The organism is Pseudomonas sp. B5(2017) (genome assembly GCF_002112825.1).
In the GTDB taxonomy this organism is placed as follows: domain Bacteria; phylum Pseudomonadota; class Gammaproteobacteria; order Pseudomonadales; family Pseudomonadaceae; genus Aquipseudomonas; species Aquipseudomonas putida_Z.
This window is the reverse complement of record NZ_NEIR01000008.1, coordinates 72,912-93,084: the sequence shown is the minus strand read 5'-3', so window position 1 is coordinate 93,084 and position 20,173 is coordinate 72,912. Positions and strand designations below refer to the sequence as shown.

Here is a 20,173-nt window from a genome sequence, read left to right as displayed (position 1 = left end):
AAAGCGGCCCCGACAATGTTGAGGCATACTACCGCCCTCCCCCAGCCACAACCGCACCCTCCCCATGCGCATCCACGTCAGCTTCATCGACCGCGTCGGCATCACCCAGGAAGTCCTCGCCCTGCTCGGTGCCCGCAACCTCAACCTGGACGCCGTGGAGATGGTCCCGCCGAACGTCTACATCGACGCCCCTACCCTCAGCCCCGCCGTGCTCGAAGAACTGCACGACGCGCTGTTCGAGGTACATGGCGTGCAATCGGTGGACGTGGTCGACATCCTCCCTGGCCAACGCCGGCACCTGCAGCTCGATGCCCTGCTGGCGGCGATGAGCGACCCGGTGCTGGCCGTGGACAGTGCCGGCAAGGTGCTGCTGGCCAACCCGGCGCTGATCGAGCTGTGCGGCCGCGAATCGGCCGGGCGCTCGGTGGGTGAACTGTTCGGCGACCCGGCACTGCTGCAGGCCCTGCTGGACAACAACTTCCACCTGCCCATGCGCGAGATGCAGCTCAACGGCCAGAGCCTGCTGCTGGATGCCATGCCGATCACCAACGCCGGTGGCCTGCTGACGCTGTACCCACCCACGCGCATGGGCGAACGCCTGTCGGCCATGCACCACGACCATGCCGAAGGCTTCGATGCCCTGCTCGGCGAGTCACCGGCCATCCGCACCCTCAAGGCCCGCGCCTTGCGCGTGGCGGCGCTCGATGCACCGCTGCTGGTGCATGGCGAAACCGGCACCGGCAAAGAGCTGGTAGCCCGCGCCTGCCACGCCATCAGCAGCCGCCACGCGGCGCCATTCCTGGCCCTGAACTGCGCCGCGCTGCCCGAGAGCCTGGCCGAGAGCGAACTGTTCGGCTACGCCCCCGGCGCCTTCACCGGCGCGCAACGGGGCGGCAAGCCCGGGCTGATGGAGCTGGCCAACCAGGGCACGGTATTTCTCGATGAAATCGGCGAGATGTCGCCATACCTGCAGGCCAAGCTGCTGCGTTTTCTCAGCGATGGCAGCTTCCGCCGGGTGGGTGGCGACCGCGAAGTGAAGGTGGATGTACGCATCATCAGCGCCACCCACCGCGACCTGGAGCGCATGGTCGCCGAAGGCAGCTTCCGCGAAGACCTGTTCTACCGCCTGAACGTGCTCAACCTGCAAGTGCCACCGCTGCGGGACCGTGGCCAGGACATCCTGATGCTGGCGCATTTCTTCATGCAGCAGGCCTGCACGCAGATCCAGCGCCCACCGTGCCGGCTGACCCCGGCCACCCATTCGGCACTGCTGGCCAACCCTTGGCCGGGCAATGTGCGCCAGCTGCAGAACGTGATATTCCGCGCCGCAGCCATCTGCGAGGGCAACCTGGTGGATATCGGTGACCTGGACATCGCCGGCACCTCGGTGGCCCGTGGCCTGGACGGCGAAGTGGCCAGCCTGGAACAGGCCGTGGGCGATTTCGAGCGCGAGCTGCTGCAACGCCTGTACGCCAGCTACCCATCGACGCGGCAACTGGCCGGGCGCTTGCAAACTTCACATACCGCCATTGCGCAGCGCCTGCGCAAATATGGAATACCGGGCAAAGCCTGATACCTGCCAGATAGCGTCAACGGGGCTGCTACGCAGCCCATCGCAGGCAAGCCAGCTCCCATAGGTACGGCGTTGCTCTCGAGGTTGTCACGGTAATTGTGGGAGCTGGCTTGCCTGCGATGGGCCGCAAAGCGGCCCCTGATAGTTATTGTAATAATCCGGTTGTTATTCAGGCTTTTCCTACGCCAGTGAAAGATACTCTCCCACGGATGCCTCGTAGAATGGTGACAGTGTATTCCCACCTGTCACCCCACTTGTCCGCCCCATAGCGGGAAGTGGTCCGCTACTGGATATAACGAGAGCACCTGATGTTTGAACTCGATTTTTACGGGACGCTTGTAGCCGCCTCTTTGGTACTGTTATTGGGACGCGGCCTGGTCGCGCGTATTGGTTTCTTGCGCACTTACAATATTCCGGAACCTGTCGCTGGCGGCCTGGTAGTGGCCTTGGCGTTCCTGGCGTTGCGCAGTTTCGATATCCACGTGCAATTCGATACTTCACTGCAAACCCCTCTGATGCTGGCATTCTTCGCTACCATCGGCTTGAGTGCAGACTTCGCCAGCCTGAAAAAAGGTGGCCGCGTGGTGACCGTGTTCCTGCTGGTGGTAACCGGCTTGCTGCTGGTCCAGAACGCCATGGGCATCGGCCTGGCAACGGCACTGGGGCTCGACCCGCTGATGGGTCTGCTGGCTGGCTCCATCACCTTGTCCGGCGGCCACGGTACAGGCGCTGCGTGGGGGGCCACTTTCACCGAAAAGTTTGGCCTGGCGTCGGCCTCCGAACTGGCAATGGCATCAGCTACCTTCGGCCTGGTACTGGGTGGCCTGATTGGTGGTCCGGTCGCCCGGTTGCTGATCAAGCGGGTAACGACACCTGGTATCGAAGAAGCAGCACCACAACTGCCCAAAGGTTTCGAACAACCGGACAAGGAGCGCCTGATTACACCGTTTTCATTTATCGAAACACTGGCGCTGATCGCTGTCAGTTTGCTGGCGGGCTCGTTACTTAACGGTTTGCTGAAAGGCACTGCGTTTGAACTGCCAACGTTCGTTTGCGTGTTGTTCGTGGGCGTGGTGTTGCGAAACGGCCTTTCGGCGCTCGGCTTTTATCAAGTCTTCGAGCGGGAAGTCTCGGTATTGGGCAATGTGAGCTTGTCGTTATTCCTGGCCATTGCCTTGATGTCGCTCAAGTTGTGGGACCTTTCAGCGCTGGCATTACCGTTCTTTGCATTGCTCGCCGCACAGACATTGGTCATGGCACTGTTCGCGATATTCGTCACGTTCCGGGTCATGGGCCGCAACTATGATGCAGCGGTACTGGCTGCCGGGCACTGTGGTTTCGGCCTGGGCGCAACGCCTACGGCAATCGCCAACATGCAAGCGGTGACCCAGCGCTACGGAGCCTCGCGCATTGCCTTCCTGGTGGTGCCGATGGTGGGGGCGTTCTTCATCGACATCATCAATGTCATCGTCATCAAGCTGTATCTGGCGCTGCCCTGGTTTGCCTAGATCGAGGTCAGGCCATGTTCCAGGGCGTATTTCACCAGTGCCGCAGGCGTATCGATGTTGAGCTTGCGCCTGATGCTAAGCCGGTAGGTTTCGACTGTTCGAACACTGATATCCAGCTCTCGGGCCATTTTCTTGTTGTTGTGCCCCTTGGCGATCATTGACAGCACTTGCAGTTCACGGGGTGTCAGCTCGTGCTCGTCCCGGTTGCTCCCGGCGAGCTTGCGAGTGATTTCCGAGCTGTAGAAGCGTCCTCCCGCAGCGATGGCCTCGATGGCCGCGATAAGCTCTGCGGAGGGCGCGTTCTTCAGCACGTAACCTAGCGCTCCGGAACTGATGGAAGTGCGCACGTACTCCTGGTTGTCGTACATGCTCAGCATGAGGATCCTGATATCCGGGTAGAGCTCGCGCAGCTTGCGCGTGAGCTCCAACCCATTCATGTCCTGAAGCCCTACATCGACCAGGAGGATGTCCAGTTCAGTGCTTGCTACCAGCTCGATTGCCTGGGCCGCTGACTCGGCCTGGCCGACCACCTCGAAATGCGGGATCGCGCACAGCAGAGCCTTGACGCCATCACGCACAAGGACGTGGTCGTCGACCAGGGCGATTCTGACCGGATGGGTTGCGCTCATGGGGGCCTCGAGGTTTGGAGTGGCAAAGCTGCTCAGCTGATCGTAACCGGTATCTGCACCTGTAGTTCGGTACGGCCGTAAGAGGATGCAATGTTGACGCTACCCGAGTGGTGCTCCACTCGTTCGCGAATGTTCCTCAGGCCGATACCGTGGCATTCGTCTGCTGCGCGGGTGTCGAACCCTACCCCGTTGTCCTCGACACGCAACACGATCATGCCCTGCTGTTGCGTGACGGAAACGATCGCTGCAGTGGCTTTGGCATGACGTTCCACGTTCGCCAGGGCCTCTTGAATGATGCGGAACAGCGTCAACCTGAGGCTGGTATCGATGTCCGCCGCATCCATTCCACATTCATACTGAGTGTGAATCGAAGTACGTTGCTCGAACTCACTGACATGTTGCTCAATGGCAGGCGACAACCCCAACGTGTCCAGAAGCGAGGGGCGCAGATCATGGGAAATGCGGCGTATCTCACCGATCGCCGCGCCAAGTCTGCAAGTACCTTTGCGCAGGTTCTCCAGGCCCTCGCTTCGGCCGTTGGCCAGTTCGATAGCGGCCAGCTCATACTGGAACTTGATCGACACCAGCTCCTGGCTGATCCCGTCATGCAGTTCACGCGAAACCCGCGAGCGCTCCTCCTCCTGCAGGTTCACGATCCGCTGGTTGAGCGTGGAAAGCTTTCGGTCCGCCAGGCGATGTTCACTGACGTTCAGCATCAGGCCACCGGTAAAAATCACCAGTACGGCAATCAACGAGAACGAGGCGATCGCCAGAACCGTGGTCAGTACCCCGGTAGCGACTTCTTGCCGGGACTTGCGGGTCGCCACCTCCACATCGTCGATGTATATGCCTGTGCCAAGCATCCAGCCCCAACGGTCCAGCATCACGACATAAGACAGTTTCCCGGTAATCTGCCCGGAAGAAGGCTTCTGCCAGTCGTACAGCTGGTATCCATCACCCTCCCTGGCGCTCTTGAGTAGCGCCTGGATGACCGGCAGCCCGTTCTTGTCGGTCAGCGCAATGAGTTGCTTGCCAACCAGCTCGGACTGCCTCGGGTGCATCAGGTTCTTGCCCTGCTGGTCGTACACGAAGAAGTAGCCGTCGAGGCCGAAGTTGGCTTGGGACAGGATCTCCAGTGCACGCTGCCGAGTTGCTTCATCATCGGTGCTGCCTTCATACAACGGCGCGATGAGGCTCATCGCCAGGCCCAGGTAGTTTTTCAACTCGGCCTTCTTTGCTGCCATGATGCTGCTTTCAACCAGGCGTGCCTGTTCCTCCTCCAGCTTGCGGCTCTGGGCAAACACGAGGACACAGATGAACAGGACCGAAAGGATGAGTGGAAGCACACTGAGGGTGACGATCTTGTGCTTGAGTTGCATGGTCATTTCCAATGCAGGAGCGGGCCGGCAGCAGCACTATGCCTGCTGCCGGCCCTCCAATGCGAGAGCACCACGATGAACGTTGCGCCTGCCTGGGCTTGTCAGCGCTCAGCAGCAACGAACAGGGCGTCCCTTCCCACCACCGTAACGTGCCTCCTGTCGCTCCCGGAAAAACGCCTCGTAGGACATCAGCGGTTTTTCCGGGTGCTTGAGCTGCATGTGCTCCACATAGGCGTCGTAGTCTGGCATGCCGACCAGCATCCGGGCGGCTTGCCCCAGGTACTTACCCATCTTGCTCAGGTCATTGAACATTCCGGGCGCCCCCTCAGGCGTCCGGCTGTGGCTGGAACGGTGATTCCTTGTCGGTGCGCTCGGGCATGACCCAGGCACGGCGCCCAACCTTCACGGCAAAACAAAGAATGCTCAGGACCACCAACAGGAACAGTGCTGTCAGCGTCGCGTTGGTATAGGCATTGAACACTACGTGCTGCATTTGCATCAGATCCTTCGCAGGCGCCAGTACCTGGCCTGCAGCGGCAGCATCACTGTACTTCTTGGCAAGCGCCAGGAAGCCCATCGAGGGGTCCTTGTCCAGCAGCTTGATGAGACCAGCCGTAGTGGTGCAGATCAGCAGCCAGACGGCTGGAATCAAGGTAACCCAGACGTATCGCTGACGCTTCATGCGGATAAGCACCACACAGCCGAGCATGAGCGCGATCCCGGCCAGCATCTGGTTGGAGATGCCGAACAGCGGCCACAGGGTGTTGATGCCACCCAGCGGGTCGATCACCCCTTGGTACAGCAGCCAGCCCCACATGGCCACGCAACCTGCGGTAGCGATCAGGTTCGCCGTCCAGGAGTCGGTCTTCTTCAGTGCCGGCACGAAATTGCCGAGCAGGTCCTGCAGCATGAAGCGCCCCGCACGGGTGCCGGCATCGACGGCAGTGAGGATGAACAGTGCCTCGAAGAGAATTGCAAAGTGGTACCAGAACGCCATGGTGTTCTCACCTGGCAGCGCCTGGTGGAGGATCTGGGCAATCCCCACGGCCAAGGTCGGCGCTCCACCGGCGCGAGCCAGGATGGTGTGCTCGCCAATGTCGGCGGCAGTCTGTTGCAGGATCTCCGGCGTTATGGTGAAGCCCCAGCTGCTCACGGTAGCCGCCACGGTCGCGACATCGCCACCCACCACGGCGGCCGGGCTGTTCATGGCGAAGTAGATCCCAGGTTCGATGACCGATGCCGCGACAATGGCCATGATCGCGACAAAGGACTCCATCAGCATCGCGCCGTAGCCGATGTAACGGGCATGACTTTCATTGGCCAACAGCTTGGGTGTGGTACCCGAGCTGATCAACGCGTGGAAGCCAGACACCGCGCCGCAAGCCACGGTAATGAACAGGAAGGGGAACAGGGCGCCCTTCCAGACCGGGCCCGTGCCATCGATGAAGTGGGTAACGGCTGGCATTTTCAGGTCGGGGGCGATGACCAGGATGCCGATTGCCAGGGCGACGATGGTCCCGATCTTGAGGAAGGTCGAAAGGTAGTCCCGTGGCGCCAGGATCAGCCATACGGGCAGTACCGCGGCAACGAAGCCATAGCCGATGAGCATCCAGGTAATCTGCAACCCGGTGAAGGTGAACGCAGGCCCCCAGACTGGGTCGGCGGCGACCAGGCCACCGCACCAGATGGACGCCAGCAGCAGGACCACGCCGATCACGGAGATCTCACCGATACGCCCTGGGCGCAGGTAGCGCATGTAGACGCCCATGAACACTGCAATCGGCAACGTGGCCATTACCGTGAACATGCCCCAGGGGCTCTCCGCCAGCGCCTTGACCACGATCAGCGACAACACCGCGAGGATGATGATCATGATCAGGAAGGCACCGAACAAGGCGATGGTACCGGGGATGGAGCCCATCTCTTCGCGTACCAGTTCGCCCAGGGAGCGACCATTGCGACGGGTGGAGATGAACAGCACCATGAAGTCCTGGACAGCACCCGCCAGGACCACACCGGCGATCAGCCAGAGCGTGCCGGGCAGGTAGCCCATTTGTGCTGCGAGCACCGGGCCAACCAGAGGGCCCGCGCCGGCAATGGCAGCAAAGTGGTGCCCGAAGAGAATGTGCTTGTTGGTCGGTACGTAGTCCAGGCCGTCGTTGTTGAGTACGGCGGGCGTGGCGCGTGCGGCGTCCAGTTGCATCACTTTGTTGGCGATGAACAGGCTGTAGTAACGGTAGGCAATGAGGTAGATGGCAACTGCTGCGGTCACGATCCAGAGGGCGTTGATGGCTTCGCCCCTGCGTAGGGCAAGCGTGCCCAGCGCAAATGCACCAAGCAAGGCAACGGCAAACCAGGCAATTCGGGTAGCCAGTGTGGTCATCGAATTTTCTCCTGTCGCGGGTGGTAAACCTGCGACGGCTTTTGTTGTTGTATGTGTCCGGATAAGGACGGCGACACTTTCGCCATCCTGGGTCCACAAGAAAATTCGCAGTACTACGGGCGCGATCTACGTAGAACTACGTAGACCGGGCATCGCAAAAAGGGCTGCCTGAAGGGCTGGCGGCTGAAACTCGCGCCCTGCAGCCAGGGTCGTATTGATTTAAATACAGCGTATTCAAATCGATACACATCCATTCGGATACGGCTGTGCAAGGGTTTGATCCCCAAACCCTTTTCCATCCCCCACCCGCTGTAGCGTTTTCATTCCACAAGAATGACAAAATGATTACGCAAAATAACTAACATATTGATTTATAACGATTTTTAACGATTGGCCGCATTTTTGCTAAGGGAATCCCAACCCCAAGAGCGCGGAGCCACTGCGCCTAACGCCCTGCTTCCCGAGGATTCCCCATGAGCGAGTTGCGTTTCACTGAAGATCACGAATGGCTGCGCGTCGAAGCCGATGGCAGCGTCACCGTGGGCATCACCGCCTACGCCCAGAACGCCCTTGGCGATGTGGTTTTCGTGCAACTGCCAGAGTTGCAGCAGTATGAGAAAGGCAGCGAAGCGTCCACCGTCGAGTCGGTCAAGGCCGCCAGCGGTGTGTACATGCCCCTGACCGGCGAAGTGGTCCAGATCAACGACCAGCTCGAAGACAGCCCGGAACTGGTCAACGAAGACCCGATGGGCGAAGGCTGGTTCTTCCGCTTCATTCCCGCCGACGCCAGCGCCGTGGCCGCCCTGCTCGACCAGGACGCCTACGACCGCCTGATCAAAGCCAACGACGACGCCTGAGGAACCCCGCCATGACCATCAACCTCGGCACCGCCAACGAATTCATCGCCCGCCACATCGGCCCGCGCGCCGCTGACGAGCAGGCCATGCTGGCCGCCCTCGGCTTCGACTCGCTGGAAGCCATGACCGCCGCGGTCATTCCCGACAGCATCAAAGGCACCAGCGTGCTCGGCTCGCACGACGGCCAGAGCGAAGCCGACGCGCTTGCCGCGCTCAAAGCCATCGCCGGCAAGAACCAGCTGTTCAAGAGCTACATCGGCCAGGGCTACTACAACACCCACACTCCGGCGCCGATCCTGCGCAACCTGCTGGAAAACCCGGCCTGGTACACCGCCTATACCCCGTACCAGCCAGAAATCTCCCAAGGCCGCCTGGAAGCGCTGCTGAACTTCCAGACCCTGATCAACGACCTGACCGGCCTGCCGATCGCCAACGCCTCCCTGCTCGACGAAGCCACCGCTGCGGCCGAGGCCATGACCTTCTGCAAGCGCCTGTCGAAGAACAAGGCCAGCCACGCCTTCTTCGCCTCCGTGCACTGCCACCCGCAAACCCTCGACGTGCTGCGCACCCGTGCCGAGCCGCTGGGCATCGAGATCGTGGTCGGCGACGAGCGCGAGCTGGGCGATGTCAGCGCCTTCTTCGGCGCCCTGCTGCAGTACCCGGCCAGCAACGGTGAAGTGTTCGACTACCGCGAAGTGGTCGAGCGCTTCCACGCCGCCAACGCCCTGGTCGCCGTGGCCGCCGACCTGCTGGCCCTGACCCTGCTGACCCCGCCGGGCGAGTTCGGCGCCGACGTGGCCATCGGCAGCGCCCAGCGCTTCGGCGTGCCACTGGGCTTCGGTGGCCCGCACGCGGCCTACTTCTCCACCCGTGACGCGTTCAAGCGCGACATGCCGGGCCGCCTGGTCGGCGTGTCGATCGACCGCTTCGGCAAGACCGCCCTGCGCCTGGCCATGCAGACCCGCGAGCAGCACATCCGCCGCGAAAAGGCCACCAGCAACATCTGCACCGCCCAGGTGCTGCTGGCCAACATCGCCAGCATGTTCGCCGTATACCACGGCCCGGCCGGCCTCAAGCGCATCGCCGAACGTACCCATGCCCTGACCGCGATCCTGGCCGCCGGCCTGAAGACGCTGGGCGTGAAGGTGGTGGGCGCCAGCGCCTTCGACACCCTGACCCTGGCCACCGGCAGTGCCACTGCCAGCCTGCATGACAGGGCGCGCGCCCAGGGCATCAACCTGCGCCAGATCGACGCCGCCCACGTGGGCCTGTCGCTGGACGAAACCAGTAGCCAGGCCGATGTCGAGGCCCTGTGGCAGCTGATCGGTGGCGACCAGGCCCAGCCGGACTTCAACGCCCTGGCCGCCAGCACCGGCTCGCTGCTGCCTGCCGCCCTGCTGCGCCAGTCGGCCATCCTCGCCCACCCGGTATTCAACCGCTACCACAGCGAAACCGAGCTGATGCGCTACCTGCGCCGCCTGGCCGACAAGGACCTGGCGCTGGACCGCAGCATGATCCCGCTGGGCTCGTGCACCATGAAGCTGAACGCCGCCAGCGAAATGATCCCGGTCACCTGGGCCGAGTTCGGCAACCTGCACCCGTTCGCCCCGGCCGAGCAGAGCCAGGGCTACCTGCAGATGACCACCGAGCTGGAAGCCATGCTCTGCGCCGCCACCGGCTATGACGCCGTGTCGCTGCAGCCCAACGCCGGCTCCCAGGGCGAGTACGCAGGCCTGCTGGCCATCCGCGCCTACCACCGCAGCCGTGGCGAAGGCCACCGCGACATCTGCCTGATCCCGTCGTCGGCCCACGGCACCAACCCGGCAACCGCGCACATGGCCGGCATGCGCGTGGTGGTCACCGCCTGTGATGCCCGCGGCAACGTCGATGTCGAGGACCTGCGCGCCAAGGCCATCGAGCACCGCGAGCGCCTGGCCGCGATCATGATCACCTACCCGTCGACCCACGGCGTGTTCGAGGAAGCGATCGGCGAAATCTGCGCGATCATCCACGACAACGGTGGCCAGGTGTACATCGACGGCGCCAACATGAACGCCATGGTCGGCCTGTGCGCCCCGGGCAAGTTCGGCGGCGACGTATCTCACCTGAACCTGCACAAGACCTTCTGCATCCCGCACGGCGGTGGCGGCCCGGGCGTCGGCCCGATCGGCGTCAAGTCGCACCTGGCGCCGTTCCTGCCCGGCCACGCGCAGCTGGAAAACACCGAGGGCGCGGTTTGCGCCGCGCCGTTCGGCAGCGCCAGCATCCTGCCGATCACCTGGATGTACATCCGCATGATGGGCGGTGCCGGTCTCAAGCGTGCCTCGCAGATGGCGATCCTCAACGCCAACTACATCGCCCGTCGCCTGGAAGAGCACTATCCTGTTCTGTATACCGGCGGCAATGGCCTGGTGGCCCACGAGTGCATCCTCGACCTGCGCCCACTGAAGGACACCAGCGGCATCAGCGTCGACGACGTGGCCAAGCGCCTGATCGACTTCGGCTTCCACGCCCCGACCATGTCCTTCCCGGTGGCGGGCACGCTGATGATCGAACCGACCGAAAGCGAGTCCAAGGAAGAACTGGACCGCTTCTGCGACGCGATGATCCAGATCCGCGAAGAAATTCGCGCGGTCGAGAACGGTAGCCTGGACAAGGACGATAACCCGCTGAAGAACGCCCCGCACACTGCGGCCGAGCTGGTTGGCGAATGGGCCCATGGCTACAGCCGCGATCAGGCGGTGTACCCGCTGCCGAGCCTGGTGGAAGGCAAGTACTGGCCACCGGTCGGCCGGGTCGACAACGTGTTCGGCGACCGCAACCTGGTGTGCGCCTGCCCGTCGATCGAGAGCTATCAGGACGCCTGATAGCCCTTCCCCCGCCATCTGGCTTGGGTGGCGGCCTGTGGGAGCGGGTTTACCCGCGAATGCGATGGTGGCTCTACCGCCGCATTCGCGGGTAAACCCGCTCCCACAGGGTTCACCGTCCGCCCAATCAACCTGGCAGGAGGTCACCATGTCTTTGAGCGTCTTCGACCTGTTCAAGATCGGCATCGGCCCCTCCAGCTCGCACACGGTCGGCCCGATGCGCGCCGCCGCGCGCTTCGCCGAAGGGCTGCGCCGTGATGGCCTGCTCGCCCGCACGGTCAGCGTCAAGGCCGAGCTGTACGGCTCGCTCGGCGCCACCGGCAAGGGCCACGGCAGCGACAAGGCCGTGCTGCTGGGCCTTGAAGGCGAACACCCCGATGTCATCGACACCGACACCATCCCTGCCCGCCTGCAGGCCATCCGCGACAGCGGTCGGCTGAACCTGCTCGGCGAGCACAGCATCGCGTTCATCGAAAAGCAGCACCTGGCGATGATTCGCAAGCCGCTGGACTACCACCCCAACGGCATGATCTTCCGCGCCTTCGACGAGGCCGGCCTGCAAATCCGCAGCCGCGAGTACTACTCGGTGGGCGGCGGTTTCGTGGTCGACCAGGACGCTGCCGGCCACGACCGCATCGTCGAGGACAGCACACCGCTGACCTACCCGTTCAAGACCGCCAAGGAGCTGCTCGGCCATTGCACCGGGCAAAACCTGTCGATCAGCCAGGTAATGCTGGCCAACGAGGCGGCCTGGCGCCCCGAGGCGGAAACCCGTGCCGGGCTGCTGCGCATCTGGCAGGTGATGCAGGACTGCGTCGAAGCCGGTTGCCAGCATGAAGGCATCCTGCCGGGCGGGCTCAAGGTCAAGCGCCGGGCACCGGCGTTGTACCGCCAACTGAGCCGCAACCCGGAAGCCAGCCTGCGCGATGCCCTGTCGGTACTCGACTGGGTCAACCTCTATGCCCTGGCAGTGAACGAGGAAAACGCCTACGGCGGGCGTGTGGTCACCGCGCCGACCAACGGCGCGGCGGGCATTGTCCCGGCGGTGCTGCATTACTACATGCGCTTCGTACCGGGAGCCAACGAGGACGGGGTGGTGCGGTTTCTGCTCACCGCCGCGGCCATCGGCATCCTGTACAAGGAAAACGCCTCCATCTCCGGCGCCGAAGTAGGCTGCCAGGGCGAGGTCGGCGTGGCCTGCTCGATGGCCGCCGGGGCGCTGTGCGAGGTGATGGGTGGCACCGTGCAACAGGTGGAAAACGCTGCCGAAATCGGCATGGAACACAACCTGGGCCTGACCTGCGACCCGATTGGCGGGCTGGTCCAGGTGCCTTGCATCGAGCGCAACGCCATGGGCTCGGTGAAGGCGATCAACGCGGTGCGCATGGCCTTGCGCGGCGACGGGCAGCACTACGTGTCGCTCGACAAGGTCATCCGCACCATGCGCCAGACCGGCGCCGACATGAAAAGCAAATACAAAGAGACCGCCCGTGGCGGCCTGGCCGTCAACATCATCGAATGTTGACCCGACAACAACAGCAAGGAGTCACCGATGTCCGAAACACTGCTCAAGACCCCACTGCACGCCCTGCACCTGGAACTGGGTGCGCGCATGGTGCCGTTCGCCGGCTATGACATGCCGGTGCAGTACCCGTTGGGCGTGCTCAAGGAACACCTGCACACCCGCGAGCAGGCCGGCCTGTTCGATGTCTCGCACATGGGCCAGATCACCCTGCGCGGCAGCGATGCCGCCAAGGCCCTGGAAAGCCTGGTGCCGGTGGATATCATCGACCTGCCGGTGGGCATGCAGCGCTATGCCATGTTCACCAATGAGCAAGGCGGCATCCTCGACGACCTGATGGTCGCCAACCTGGGCGACGACACGCTGTTCCTGGTGGTCAACGCCGCCTGCAAGGACCAGGACCTGGCCCACTTGCAAGCGCACATCGGCAGCCGTTGCGAGGTACAACCGCTGTTCGAGCAGCGCGCCCTGCTGGCCCTGCAAGGCCCGGCGGCGGTCAAGGTGCTGGAGCGCCTGGCCCCGGAAGTGGCCGGCATGACCTTCATGCAGTTCCGCCCGGTGAAACTGCTGGGTGAAGACTGCTTCGTCAGCCGCTCGGGCTACACCGGCGAAGACGGCTACGAAATCTCGGTACCGGCACATGCCGCCGAAGCCCTGGCCCGCCGCCTGCTGGCCGAGCCGGAAGTACAGCCGATCGGCCTGGGTGCGCGTGACTCACTGCGCCTGGAAGCCGGCCTGTGCCTGTATGGCCACGACATGAACACCGAAACCACGCCGGTGGAAGCCAGCCTGTTGTGGGCCATTTCCAAGGTTCGCCGTGCCGATGGCGCGCGTGCCGCCGGTTTCCCGGGTGCCGAGGCCATCTTCGCTCATCAGCGCGATGGTGTGGCGCGCAAACGTGTGGGCCTGTTGCCGCAGGAGCGTACCCCAGTACGTGAAGGCGCGGATATTGTCGATGCACACGATAAACCTGTAGGCAAAGTGTGCAGCGGCGGCTTTGGCCCGACACTCGGTGCACCTGTAGCAATGGGTTATATCGATAGTGAACATAGCGCTATCGACACCTCATTGTTTGCCGTGGTGCGCGGCAAGAAGGTTGCCTTGAAAGTCAGCAAAATGCCTTTCGTGGCACAACGTTACTACCGGGGCTGAAGCCGCTTTGTGAAGGTTGCGGGCAGGTTCGACATATTCGTTTTCGAACCTGTCCAATAACTTTTGAACATGGCGCCAGGCCAGGCGCCATGCCGTTTCCGACAAATCGGTCGGTTATCGGCAAACGGCCGATTTTCCATACGACCAAGGGCTTGTTTTTCGCTCGGGAGTTGGCGTAGAGTCACTGCACTGTGTTTGCATGGGTCGCAACAGTTCGTGACCTGGGCCAGTAGCCGCAATCTGCTACAACCCGTTCGACGTCTCTTACTTTCCTGCAACCCAGCCCAGTAATCTTTTGCTTCCTTTATTGCAAAAGAAACTGTCATCAAAATTCAAGCTTCATAGGAAATAAGACAATGGCTGAGCGTCAGAACGGTACCGTCAAGTGGTTCAATGACGAAAAAGGTTACGGCTTCATCACCCCAGAAAGCGGTCCGGATCTGTTCGTGCACTTCCGCGCTATCGAAGGTAACGGCTTCAAGAGCCTGAAAGAAGGCCAGAAGGTCACCTTCGAAGCAGTCCAGGGCCAGAAAGGCATGCAGGCTGACAAAGTTCAGGTCGCCGGCTAAGCCGAACCCGACTTCGAGAAAAGCCCCTGCCAAGTGCAGGGGCTTTTTTTTGCCCGTAGAATAGCGGCTTCGTCTTCTGGAGCCGTTTTGCATGTCCAAGCCTCTGCTCACACCCCAGGGTGATTTTCCGCCGGTCGGCCTGGGCCGGCGCCTGGCGGCGATGTTCTACGACTTCCTGCTGTGCACGGCGCTGCTGATCGTGACCGCCGGTGCCTACAAGATGATCCAGATGGCGATCATCGGCGAAGCCCGCATGCGTGAGCTGACCGAGGCTGGCGCACTGGACGGCGACCCGCTGTTGTCCACCGTGTTGCTGTTCGTCCTGTTCGGTTTCTTTGCCAAGTTCTGGACCCATGGCGGGCAGACCCTGGGCATGCAGGTGTGGGGCGTGCGGGTGCAGAACGCCGATGGCACAGCCATCAGCCTGTGGCAGGCGCTGCTGCGCTTCGTGGTGTCGATTGCCTCGTGGCTGTGCCTGGGGCTGGGGTTTTTCTGGGTTTTGATCGACAAGCGCCAGCGGGGCTGGCATGACATCTATTCGGAAAGCCAGCTGGTGCGGGTGCCGAAGCAGAAGAAATGAACTGAGACCTGTATTGCCTGCTCCGGCCTCTTCGCGGGTAAACCCGCTCCCACAGGTACAGCACAGGCATCACGGCCGGTGCGATTCCTGTGGGAGCGGGTTTACCCGCGAAGGGGCCAGCACAGCCGAACACCCATGAAAAAGCCGACCCTGAGGCCGGCTTTTTTTTGTACAGCTCAGGCCATCAACCTGCCCGGCGCAACAACCACACACCGGCCAGCGCGCAGATGCCTGCCGGGATCACCACCGCCAGCAGCGGCGGGAAGCCGAACACCTGGCTCGAAGGCCCCAGCAGGTCCTGGGCGATGCGGAACACGAAGCCCACCAGTACACCGGTGAACACGCGCTGGCCAAGGGTTACCGAACGCAGCGGGCCGAAGATGAAGGAAATGGCCATCAGCACCAGCGCCGCGGTCACCATCGGCTGCAATACCTTGGTCCAGAACGCCAGCCAGTAACGGGCATTGTTCAGGCCCTGGTCGGACAGGTAGTGGATGTAGTCCCACAGCCCGGTGATGGACAGCGACTCCGGCGCCAGGATCACGGTATTGAGCAGCTGCGGCGTGAGCGAAACGTCCCAGCGCTCCTGCGGCGCGGTCACCACTTCGGTGTGGTCGCCACGGAAGAAGGTGGTGCGCACGTCGCTGAGCATCCAGTGGTCGTCCTGGTACTGTGCACGGCGGGCGAAGCTCGAGGTGACGATCTTGCGCTCGCTGTCGAAGCGGTAACGGGTCACGCCCAGCAGCAGGCCGTTGGGCTGCACGGCGTTGATGTGCACGTACTCCTCGCCCTGGCGGTGCCACATGCCGCGCTTGGAGCTTTGCGCATCACCACCACCCTGGGCCAGGGAACGGTCGGCCTGGGCCTTGTTCTCGGTCACCGGCGCCACGTACTCGCCGATCAGCAGGCCGACCAGCATCAGTACCAGCATCGGCTTCATCACCGCCCAGACGATGCGCCCGATGGAAACCCCGGCAGCACGCATGATGGTCAGTTCGCTGCTGCTGGCCAGGCTGCCCAGACCAATCAGGCAGCCGATCAAGGCGGCCATCGGCAGCATTTCGTACAGCCGCCGCGGTGCGGTCAACAGGACGAAGTTGCCCGCCTCCATCACCGTGTAGGTGTCACTCAGGTCGCTCATCTCGTCGATGAAGGCGAACAGCGAAGCCAGGCCGAGGATGATCCCCAGCACGGCGAGGATGGCCAGCAGCACGCTCTGGCCGATGTAGCGGTCGAGCTTACCCATGGGCCACCTCCGCACGACGGGCGGCGCGCTTGAGACGCAGCGGCTCCCAGTACATCAGGCCCAGGCCGATCAGCAGGAACAGGCCGTGGACCCACCACATGCCCAGGGCGATCGGCAATTTGCCCTTCTCGAGGGCGCCACGTACGGAAATCAGCATTGTCAGGTAGGCCATGTACAGAAGAATTGCCGGCAGCAGCTTGAGGAAGCGGCCCTGGCGCGGGTTGACCCGGGACAGCGGCACCGCCAGCATGGTGACGATGAACACCAGGATCGGCAGCGACAGCCGCCATTGCAGCTCGGCGCGCTCACGCAGGCCTTTCTTGCCGATCAGCTCGGAAGTGGGGATGGCTTCGCGATCGGTCACTTCCTCGGCGACTTCCGGCTTGGGCAGCAGCACGCCGTAGGTGTCGTACTTGATTGCACGGTAATCGGCCTGGCCCGGGTTGCCGTCGTAACGGTAACCGTTTTCCAGCACCAGATAGCGGTTGCCGTCGGCCTGGATTTCCTGGTGGCCTTTTTCGGCAACCAGCACCGACGGGGCGCGGTCCTTGGTCTTGTCCTGGTTGAAGCGCTTCTCGGAAATGAACACCCCGGCCAGGTTGATGCGGTCGTCCGACAGCTCTTCGGTGTAGGTCACCCGCGAGCCGTCGCGCAGGGTCTGGAAGCGGCCCGGCACCAGGGTGTCGAACTCGGTCAGGGCATCCTGCTGGCTGATGATCTGCTGCACCTGGGCAACACCCAGCGGCGCCAGGCTCAGGCTAAGCCAGGCCACCAGCAGGGCGACCAGGGCGGCCGGTGCCATGGTCAGGCCCAGCAGGCGCTGCTGGCTCATGCCGGTGGCCGACAGCACGGTCATCTCGCTTTCCAGGTACAGGCGCCCGTACGCCAGGAGAATGCCGAGGAACAGCCCCAGAGGCAGGATCAGCTGCAGGAAGCCCGGCAGACGGAAGCCCATGATCAGGAACAGCACGCTCGGGTCGAGCACACCCTGGGCAGCCTGGGCCAGGTACTTGATGAAGCGCCCACTCATGATGATCACCAGCAGCACGGCGCTGACGGCGCTCAAGGTCACCAGGACCTCGCGGGACAGATAACGAAAGACGATCAAACCAGACACTCCTGGGTTGTCAGGGCGGACTGCCAAGCAATGGCGCCAGACAATGACTTAGTACAGCCAAGACCAATGCCGGTTCGCCAAAGGCGAACCTCCATGTAAAGTGCGCGCATTATCCTGTGATTGACCGCCCCTGTCACTTCGCCGCGCATGAAGGCGCATAACGGGGTTGTCAGCACGCTTGCCGCAGGCTCAAACTGGCAGCTTTTCCGCTGGCGCGCGACGACGCGGCCAGGCCTGTCCAGAGCGCTGGAACACACAGCGCCGACTGTATCGATCATTCGGGGATCCTGACATGGAACTGGTTGTAAAAAGCGTAGCTGCTGCATCCGTAAAAACCGCCACCCTGGTCCTCCCGGTAGGTGAAAACCGCAAGCTCGGCGCCGTGGCCAAGGCTGTCGACCAGGCCAGCGAGGGCGCCATCAGTGCCGTGCTCAAGCGTGGCGACCTGGCCGGCAAGCCGGGCCAGACCCTGCTCCTGCAGAACCTCGCGGGCCTGAAGGCCGAGCGCGTGCTGCTGGTGGGCAGCGGCAAGGACGAAGCCCTGGGCGACCGCGCCTGGCGCAAACTGGTCGCCAGCGTCGCCGGCGTGCTCAAGGGCCTGAACGGCGCTGACGCAGTGCTGGCCCTGGACGACATCGCGGTCAGCAACCGCGATGCCCACTATGGCAAGTACCGCCTGCTGGCCGAAACCCTGCTCGACGGCGAATACGTGTTCGATCGCTTCAAGAGCCAGAAGGCCGAGCCGCGCGCCCTGAAGAAGGTCACCCTGCTGGCCGACAAGGCCGGCCAGGCCGAGGTCGAGCGTGCCGTCAAGCATGCAAGCGCCATCGCCACCGGCATGGCTTTCACCCGCGACCTGGGCAACCTGCCGCCCAACCTGTGCCACCCAAGCTTCCTGGCCGAACAGGCCAAGGACCTGGGCAAGACGCACAAGGCGCTGAAAGTCGAAGTGCTGGACGAGAAGAAGATCAAGGACCTGGGCATGGGCGCGTTCTACGCCGTCGGCCAGGGCAGCGACCAGCCACCACGCCTGATCGTGCTCAACTACCAGGGCGGCAAGAAGGCGGACAAGCCATTCGTGCTGGTGGGCAAGGGCATTACCTTCGACACCGGCGGCATCAGCCTCAAGCCTGGTGCCGGCATGGACGAAATGAAGTACGACATGTGCGGTGCCGCCAGCGTGCTCGGCACCCTGCGTGCGGTGCTCGAGCTGCAGTTGCCGGTCAACCTGGTGTGCCTGCTGGCCTGCGCCGAGAACATGCCGAGCGGCGGCGCCACCCGCCCGGGTGACATCGTCACCACCATGAGCGGGCAGACCGTGGAAATCCTCAACACCGACGCCGAAGGCCGCCTGGTGCTGTGCGACACCCTGACCTACGCCGAGCGCTTCAAGCCGCAGGCAGTCATCGACATCGCCACCCTGACCGGTGCCTGCATCGTCGCCCTGGGCAGCCACACCACCGGCCTGATGGGCAACAACGACGACCTGGTCGGCCAGTTGCTCGACGCCGGCAAGCGCGCCGACGACCGTGCCTGGCAGCTGCCGCTGTTCGATGAGTACCAGGAGCAGCTGGACAGCCCGTTCGCCGACATGGGCAACATCGGCGGACCGAAGGCCGGCACCATCACCGCCGGCTGCTTCCTGTCGCGCTTTGCCAAGGCCTACGACTGGGCGCACATGGACATCGCCGGCACCGCCTGGGTCAGCGGTGGCAAGGACAAGGGCGCCACTGGCCGCCCTGTGCCCCTGCTGACCCAGTACCTGCTGGACCGCGCTGGCGCCTGACGCCATGAAGCCGGTGGCGCCCCGCGCGCCACCGGCCGGCGATACCACCATGAGCAAAGTCGATTTCTACATCCTGCCCACCGACTCGCTGTCGGCGCGGCTCGATTTCGCCTGCAAGCTGTGCGAAAAGGCCTGGCGCCTTGGCCACCGGGTCTACCTGCATTGCCAGGACGCCGAGCAGCGCAGCGAGCTGGACCAACGCCTGTGGCGCTTCAAGGGTGAGGCCTTCGTGCCCCACGACCTCGCGGAGGTACATGCCGATGCCAGCGTGGCATTGGGCCTGGCCGCCGACAGTGCAGGCGACCACCACGACCTGTTGATCAACCTGGGCGCCGGCGTACCGGCCTTCGTCGGCCAGTTCGAGCGGGTGGCCGAAATAGTCGTTGAAGAGCCTGGCATCCGCCAATCGGCCCGTGACCGATTCCGTTTCTACCGTGAACAGGGCTATGCTCTGCAAGACCACCGCTTACAGCGACTTTGACGACGATGGACAAGCCCTCCCCCCTGCCCGATTCCGCCCATCTGCTCGATGACCTCGAGTCGATACGCCAGTTGCTTGGCGACGCCGACCTGCAACCGCCGCTGCTGACCGAGACGGTGGAGCAGATCCCGTTGCTGCTGGAAGAAGCGCCCGGCAACCATGTGCCTGCGGCCGAACCGGTAGCTGCCGAACCCGAAGATGACCCGCAGACCCGCCGCCAGGACACCCTGCTGCACCTGGAAAGCGAACTGCGTGCGGCGGCGCAGATGATCATGCAGGACGTGATCAACGACTTCACCCCGCACATCGAGAACGAGATCAAGCGCCGGCTGGATGCGCGGATCGAGCGGTTGATCAAGCGTTCCGAGTAAAACCGAAATTCGGCGGTGCCTTCTTCGCGGGTAAACCCGCTCCCACAGGACCGGCGCAAGTCTCAAAGCTTGCGCAGCTCCTGTGGGAGCGGGTTTACCCGCGAATAGGCCGTCCCTGCCTGCCAGATAGCAGCAGCTTGTCGCCTGCGGCCC

Annotated in this window: 17 protein-coding genes; 11 read left to right on the top strand and 6 right to left on the bottom strand. The window is 63.1% G+C overall.

Going from position 1 to position 20,173, the window contains the following annotated elements:
- Nucleotides 1–64: 64 nt before the first annotated feature.
- Together CAG00_RS13980 and gltS are read left to right on the top strand one after the other, a co-directional pair.
- Nucleotides 65–1,573, top strand: coding sequence for a sigma-54-dependent transcriptional regulator (locus CAG00_RS13980; RefSeq protein ID WP_075043888.1), 1,509 nt, complete (start codon nt 65–67; stop codon nt 1,571–1,573).
- Between the two features lie 308 nt (nt 1,574–1,881).
- Entirely contained in the window at nt 1,882–3,081 is a 1,200-nt protein-coding gene (gltS, locus tag CAG00_RS13975; protein ID WP_085664526.1) for a sodium/glutamate symporter, read from the top strand.
- Here the strand turns inward: gltS and CAG00_RS13970 are convergent.
- The 4 genes from CAG00_RS13970 to CAG00_RS13955 form a co-directional block, all read right to left on the bottom strand.
- Nucleotides 3,078–3,710, bottom strand: coding sequence for a response regulator transcription factor (locus tag CAG00_RS13970; protein ID WP_085664525.1), 633 nt, complete (start codon nt 3,708–3,710; stop codon nt 3,078–3,080). The two genes, gltS and CAG00_RS13970, sit on opposite strands and share 4 nt — an antisense overlap.
- A gap of 32 nt (nt 3,711–3,742) precedes the next feature.
- A complete protein-coding gene (locus tag CAG00_RS13965; protein ID WP_085664596.1) occupies nt 3,743–5,089 on the bottom strand; it encodes a cache domain-containing protein in 1,347 nt (448 codons plus the stop codon).
- A 108-nt stretch (nt 5,090–5,197) separates the two neighbouring features.
- Nucleotides 5,198–5,401: a YbdD/YjiX family protein gene (locus CAG00_RS13960; protein ID WP_003257949.1), complete on the bottom strand. Its 204-nt coding sequence runs from the start codon at nt 5,399–5,401 to the stop codon at nt 5,198–5,200.
- Nucleotides 5,402–5,414: 13 nt separating this feature from the next.
- Entirely contained in the window at nt 5,415–7,472 is a 2,058-nt protein-coding gene (locus CAG00_RS13955; RefSeq protein ID WP_025337847.1) for a carbon starvation CstA family protein, read from the bottom strand.
- 473 nt (nt 7,473–7,945) lie between these two features.
- Here CAG00_RS13955 and gcvH point away from each other — a divergent pair, with 473 nt between their 5' ends.
- From gcvH to CAG00_RS13925, 6 genes are all read left to right on the top strand, one after another.
- Nucleotides 7,946–8,329 (top strand): glycine cleavage system protein GcvH, encoded by a 384-nt coding sequence (gene gcvH / locus CAG00_RS13950; RefSeq protein ID WP_003257943.1) that lies wholly within the window; start codon nt 7,946–7,948, stop codon nt 8,327–8,329.
- Nucleotides 8,330–8,340: 11 nt separating this feature from the next.
- Nucleotides 8,341–11,196: an aminomethyl-transferring glycine dehydrogenase gene (gene gcvP / locus CAG00_RS13945; protein WP_085664524.1), complete on the top strand. Its 2,856-nt coding sequence runs from the start codon at nt 8,341–8,343 to the stop codon at nt 11,194–11,196.
- Between the two features lie 148 nt (nt 11,197–11,344).
- Nucleotides 11,345–12,721: an L-serine ammonia-lyase gene (locus CAG00_RS13940; RefSeq protein WP_015269079.1), complete on the top strand. Its 1,377-nt coding sequence runs from the start codon at nt 11,345–11,347 to the stop codon at nt 12,719–12,721.
- Between the two features lie 27 nt (nt 12,722–12,748).
- Nucleotides 12,749–13,870, top strand: coding sequence for a glycine cleavage system aminomethyltransferase GcvT (gene gcvT, locus CAG00_RS13935; RefSeq protein WP_085664523.1), 1,122 nt, complete (start codon nt 12,749–12,751; stop codon nt 13,868–13,870).
- A gap of 356 nt (nt 13,871–14,226) precedes the next feature.
- Nucleotides 14,227–14,439: a cold-shock protein gene (locus CAG00_RS13930; RefSeq protein WP_003257941.1), complete on the top strand. Its 213-nt coding sequence runs from the start codon at nt 14,227–14,229 to the stop codon at nt 14,437–14,439.
- A gap of 91 nt (nt 14,440–14,530) precedes the next feature.
- Complete coding sequence (locus CAG00_RS13925; protein ID WP_075043880.1) at nt 14,531–15,019, top strand: RDD family protein; 489 nt, start codon at nt 14,531–14,533, stop codon at nt 15,017–15,019.
- A 184-nt stretch (nt 15,020–15,203) separates the two neighbouring features.
- On the opposite strand, the gene lptG is transcribed toward CAG00_RS13925, so the two are convergent.
- Together lptG and lptF are read right to left on the bottom strand one after the other, a co-directional pair.
- Complete coding sequence (gene lptG, locus CAG00_RS13920) at nt 15,204–16,265, bottom strand: LPS export ABC transporter permease LptG (protein WP_025337842.1); 1,062 nt, start codon at nt 16,263–16,265, stop codon at nt 15,204–15,206.
- Nucleotides 16,258–17,373: an LPS export ABC transporter permease LptF gene (gene lptF / locus CAG00_RS13915; RefSeq protein ID WP_025337841.1), complete on the bottom strand. Its 1,116-nt coding sequence runs from the start codon at nt 17,371–17,373 to the stop codon at nt 16,258–16,260. Before lptF ends, lptG begins: the two co-directional genes overlap by 8 nt.
- Before the next feature lie 301 nt (nt 17,374–17,674).
- Between lptF and CAG00_RS13905 the strand changes: the two genes are divergently transcribed.
- Genes CAG00_RS13905 through CAG00_RS13895 form a run of 3 tightly spaced genes read left to right on the top strand, consistent with a single transcriptional unit; the run spans nt 17,675 to nt 20,020 of the window.
- Nucleotides 17,675–19,168, top strand: a complete 1,494-nt coding sequence (locus tag CAG00_RS13905) for a leucyl aminopeptidase (protein ID WP_085664521.1) — start codon at nt 17,675–17,677, stop codon at nt 19,166–19,168.
- 49 nt (nt 19,169–19,217) lie between these two features.
- Nucleotides 19,218–19,649 carry a DNA polymerase III subunit chi gene (locus tag CAG00_RS13900; protein ID WP_085664595.1) on the top strand — a complete coding sequence of 144 codons (432 nt, stop codon included), beginning with the start codon at nt 19,218–19,220 and terminating at the stop codon, nt 19,647–19,649.
- Nucleotides 19,650–19,654: 5 nt separating this feature from the next.
- A complete protein-coding gene (locus CAG00_RS13895) occupies nt 19,655–20,020 on the top strand; it encodes a hypothetical protein (RefSeq protein ID WP_013971096.1) in 366 nt (121 codons plus the stop codon).
- Nucleotides 20,021–20,173 lie beyond the last annotated feature (153 nt).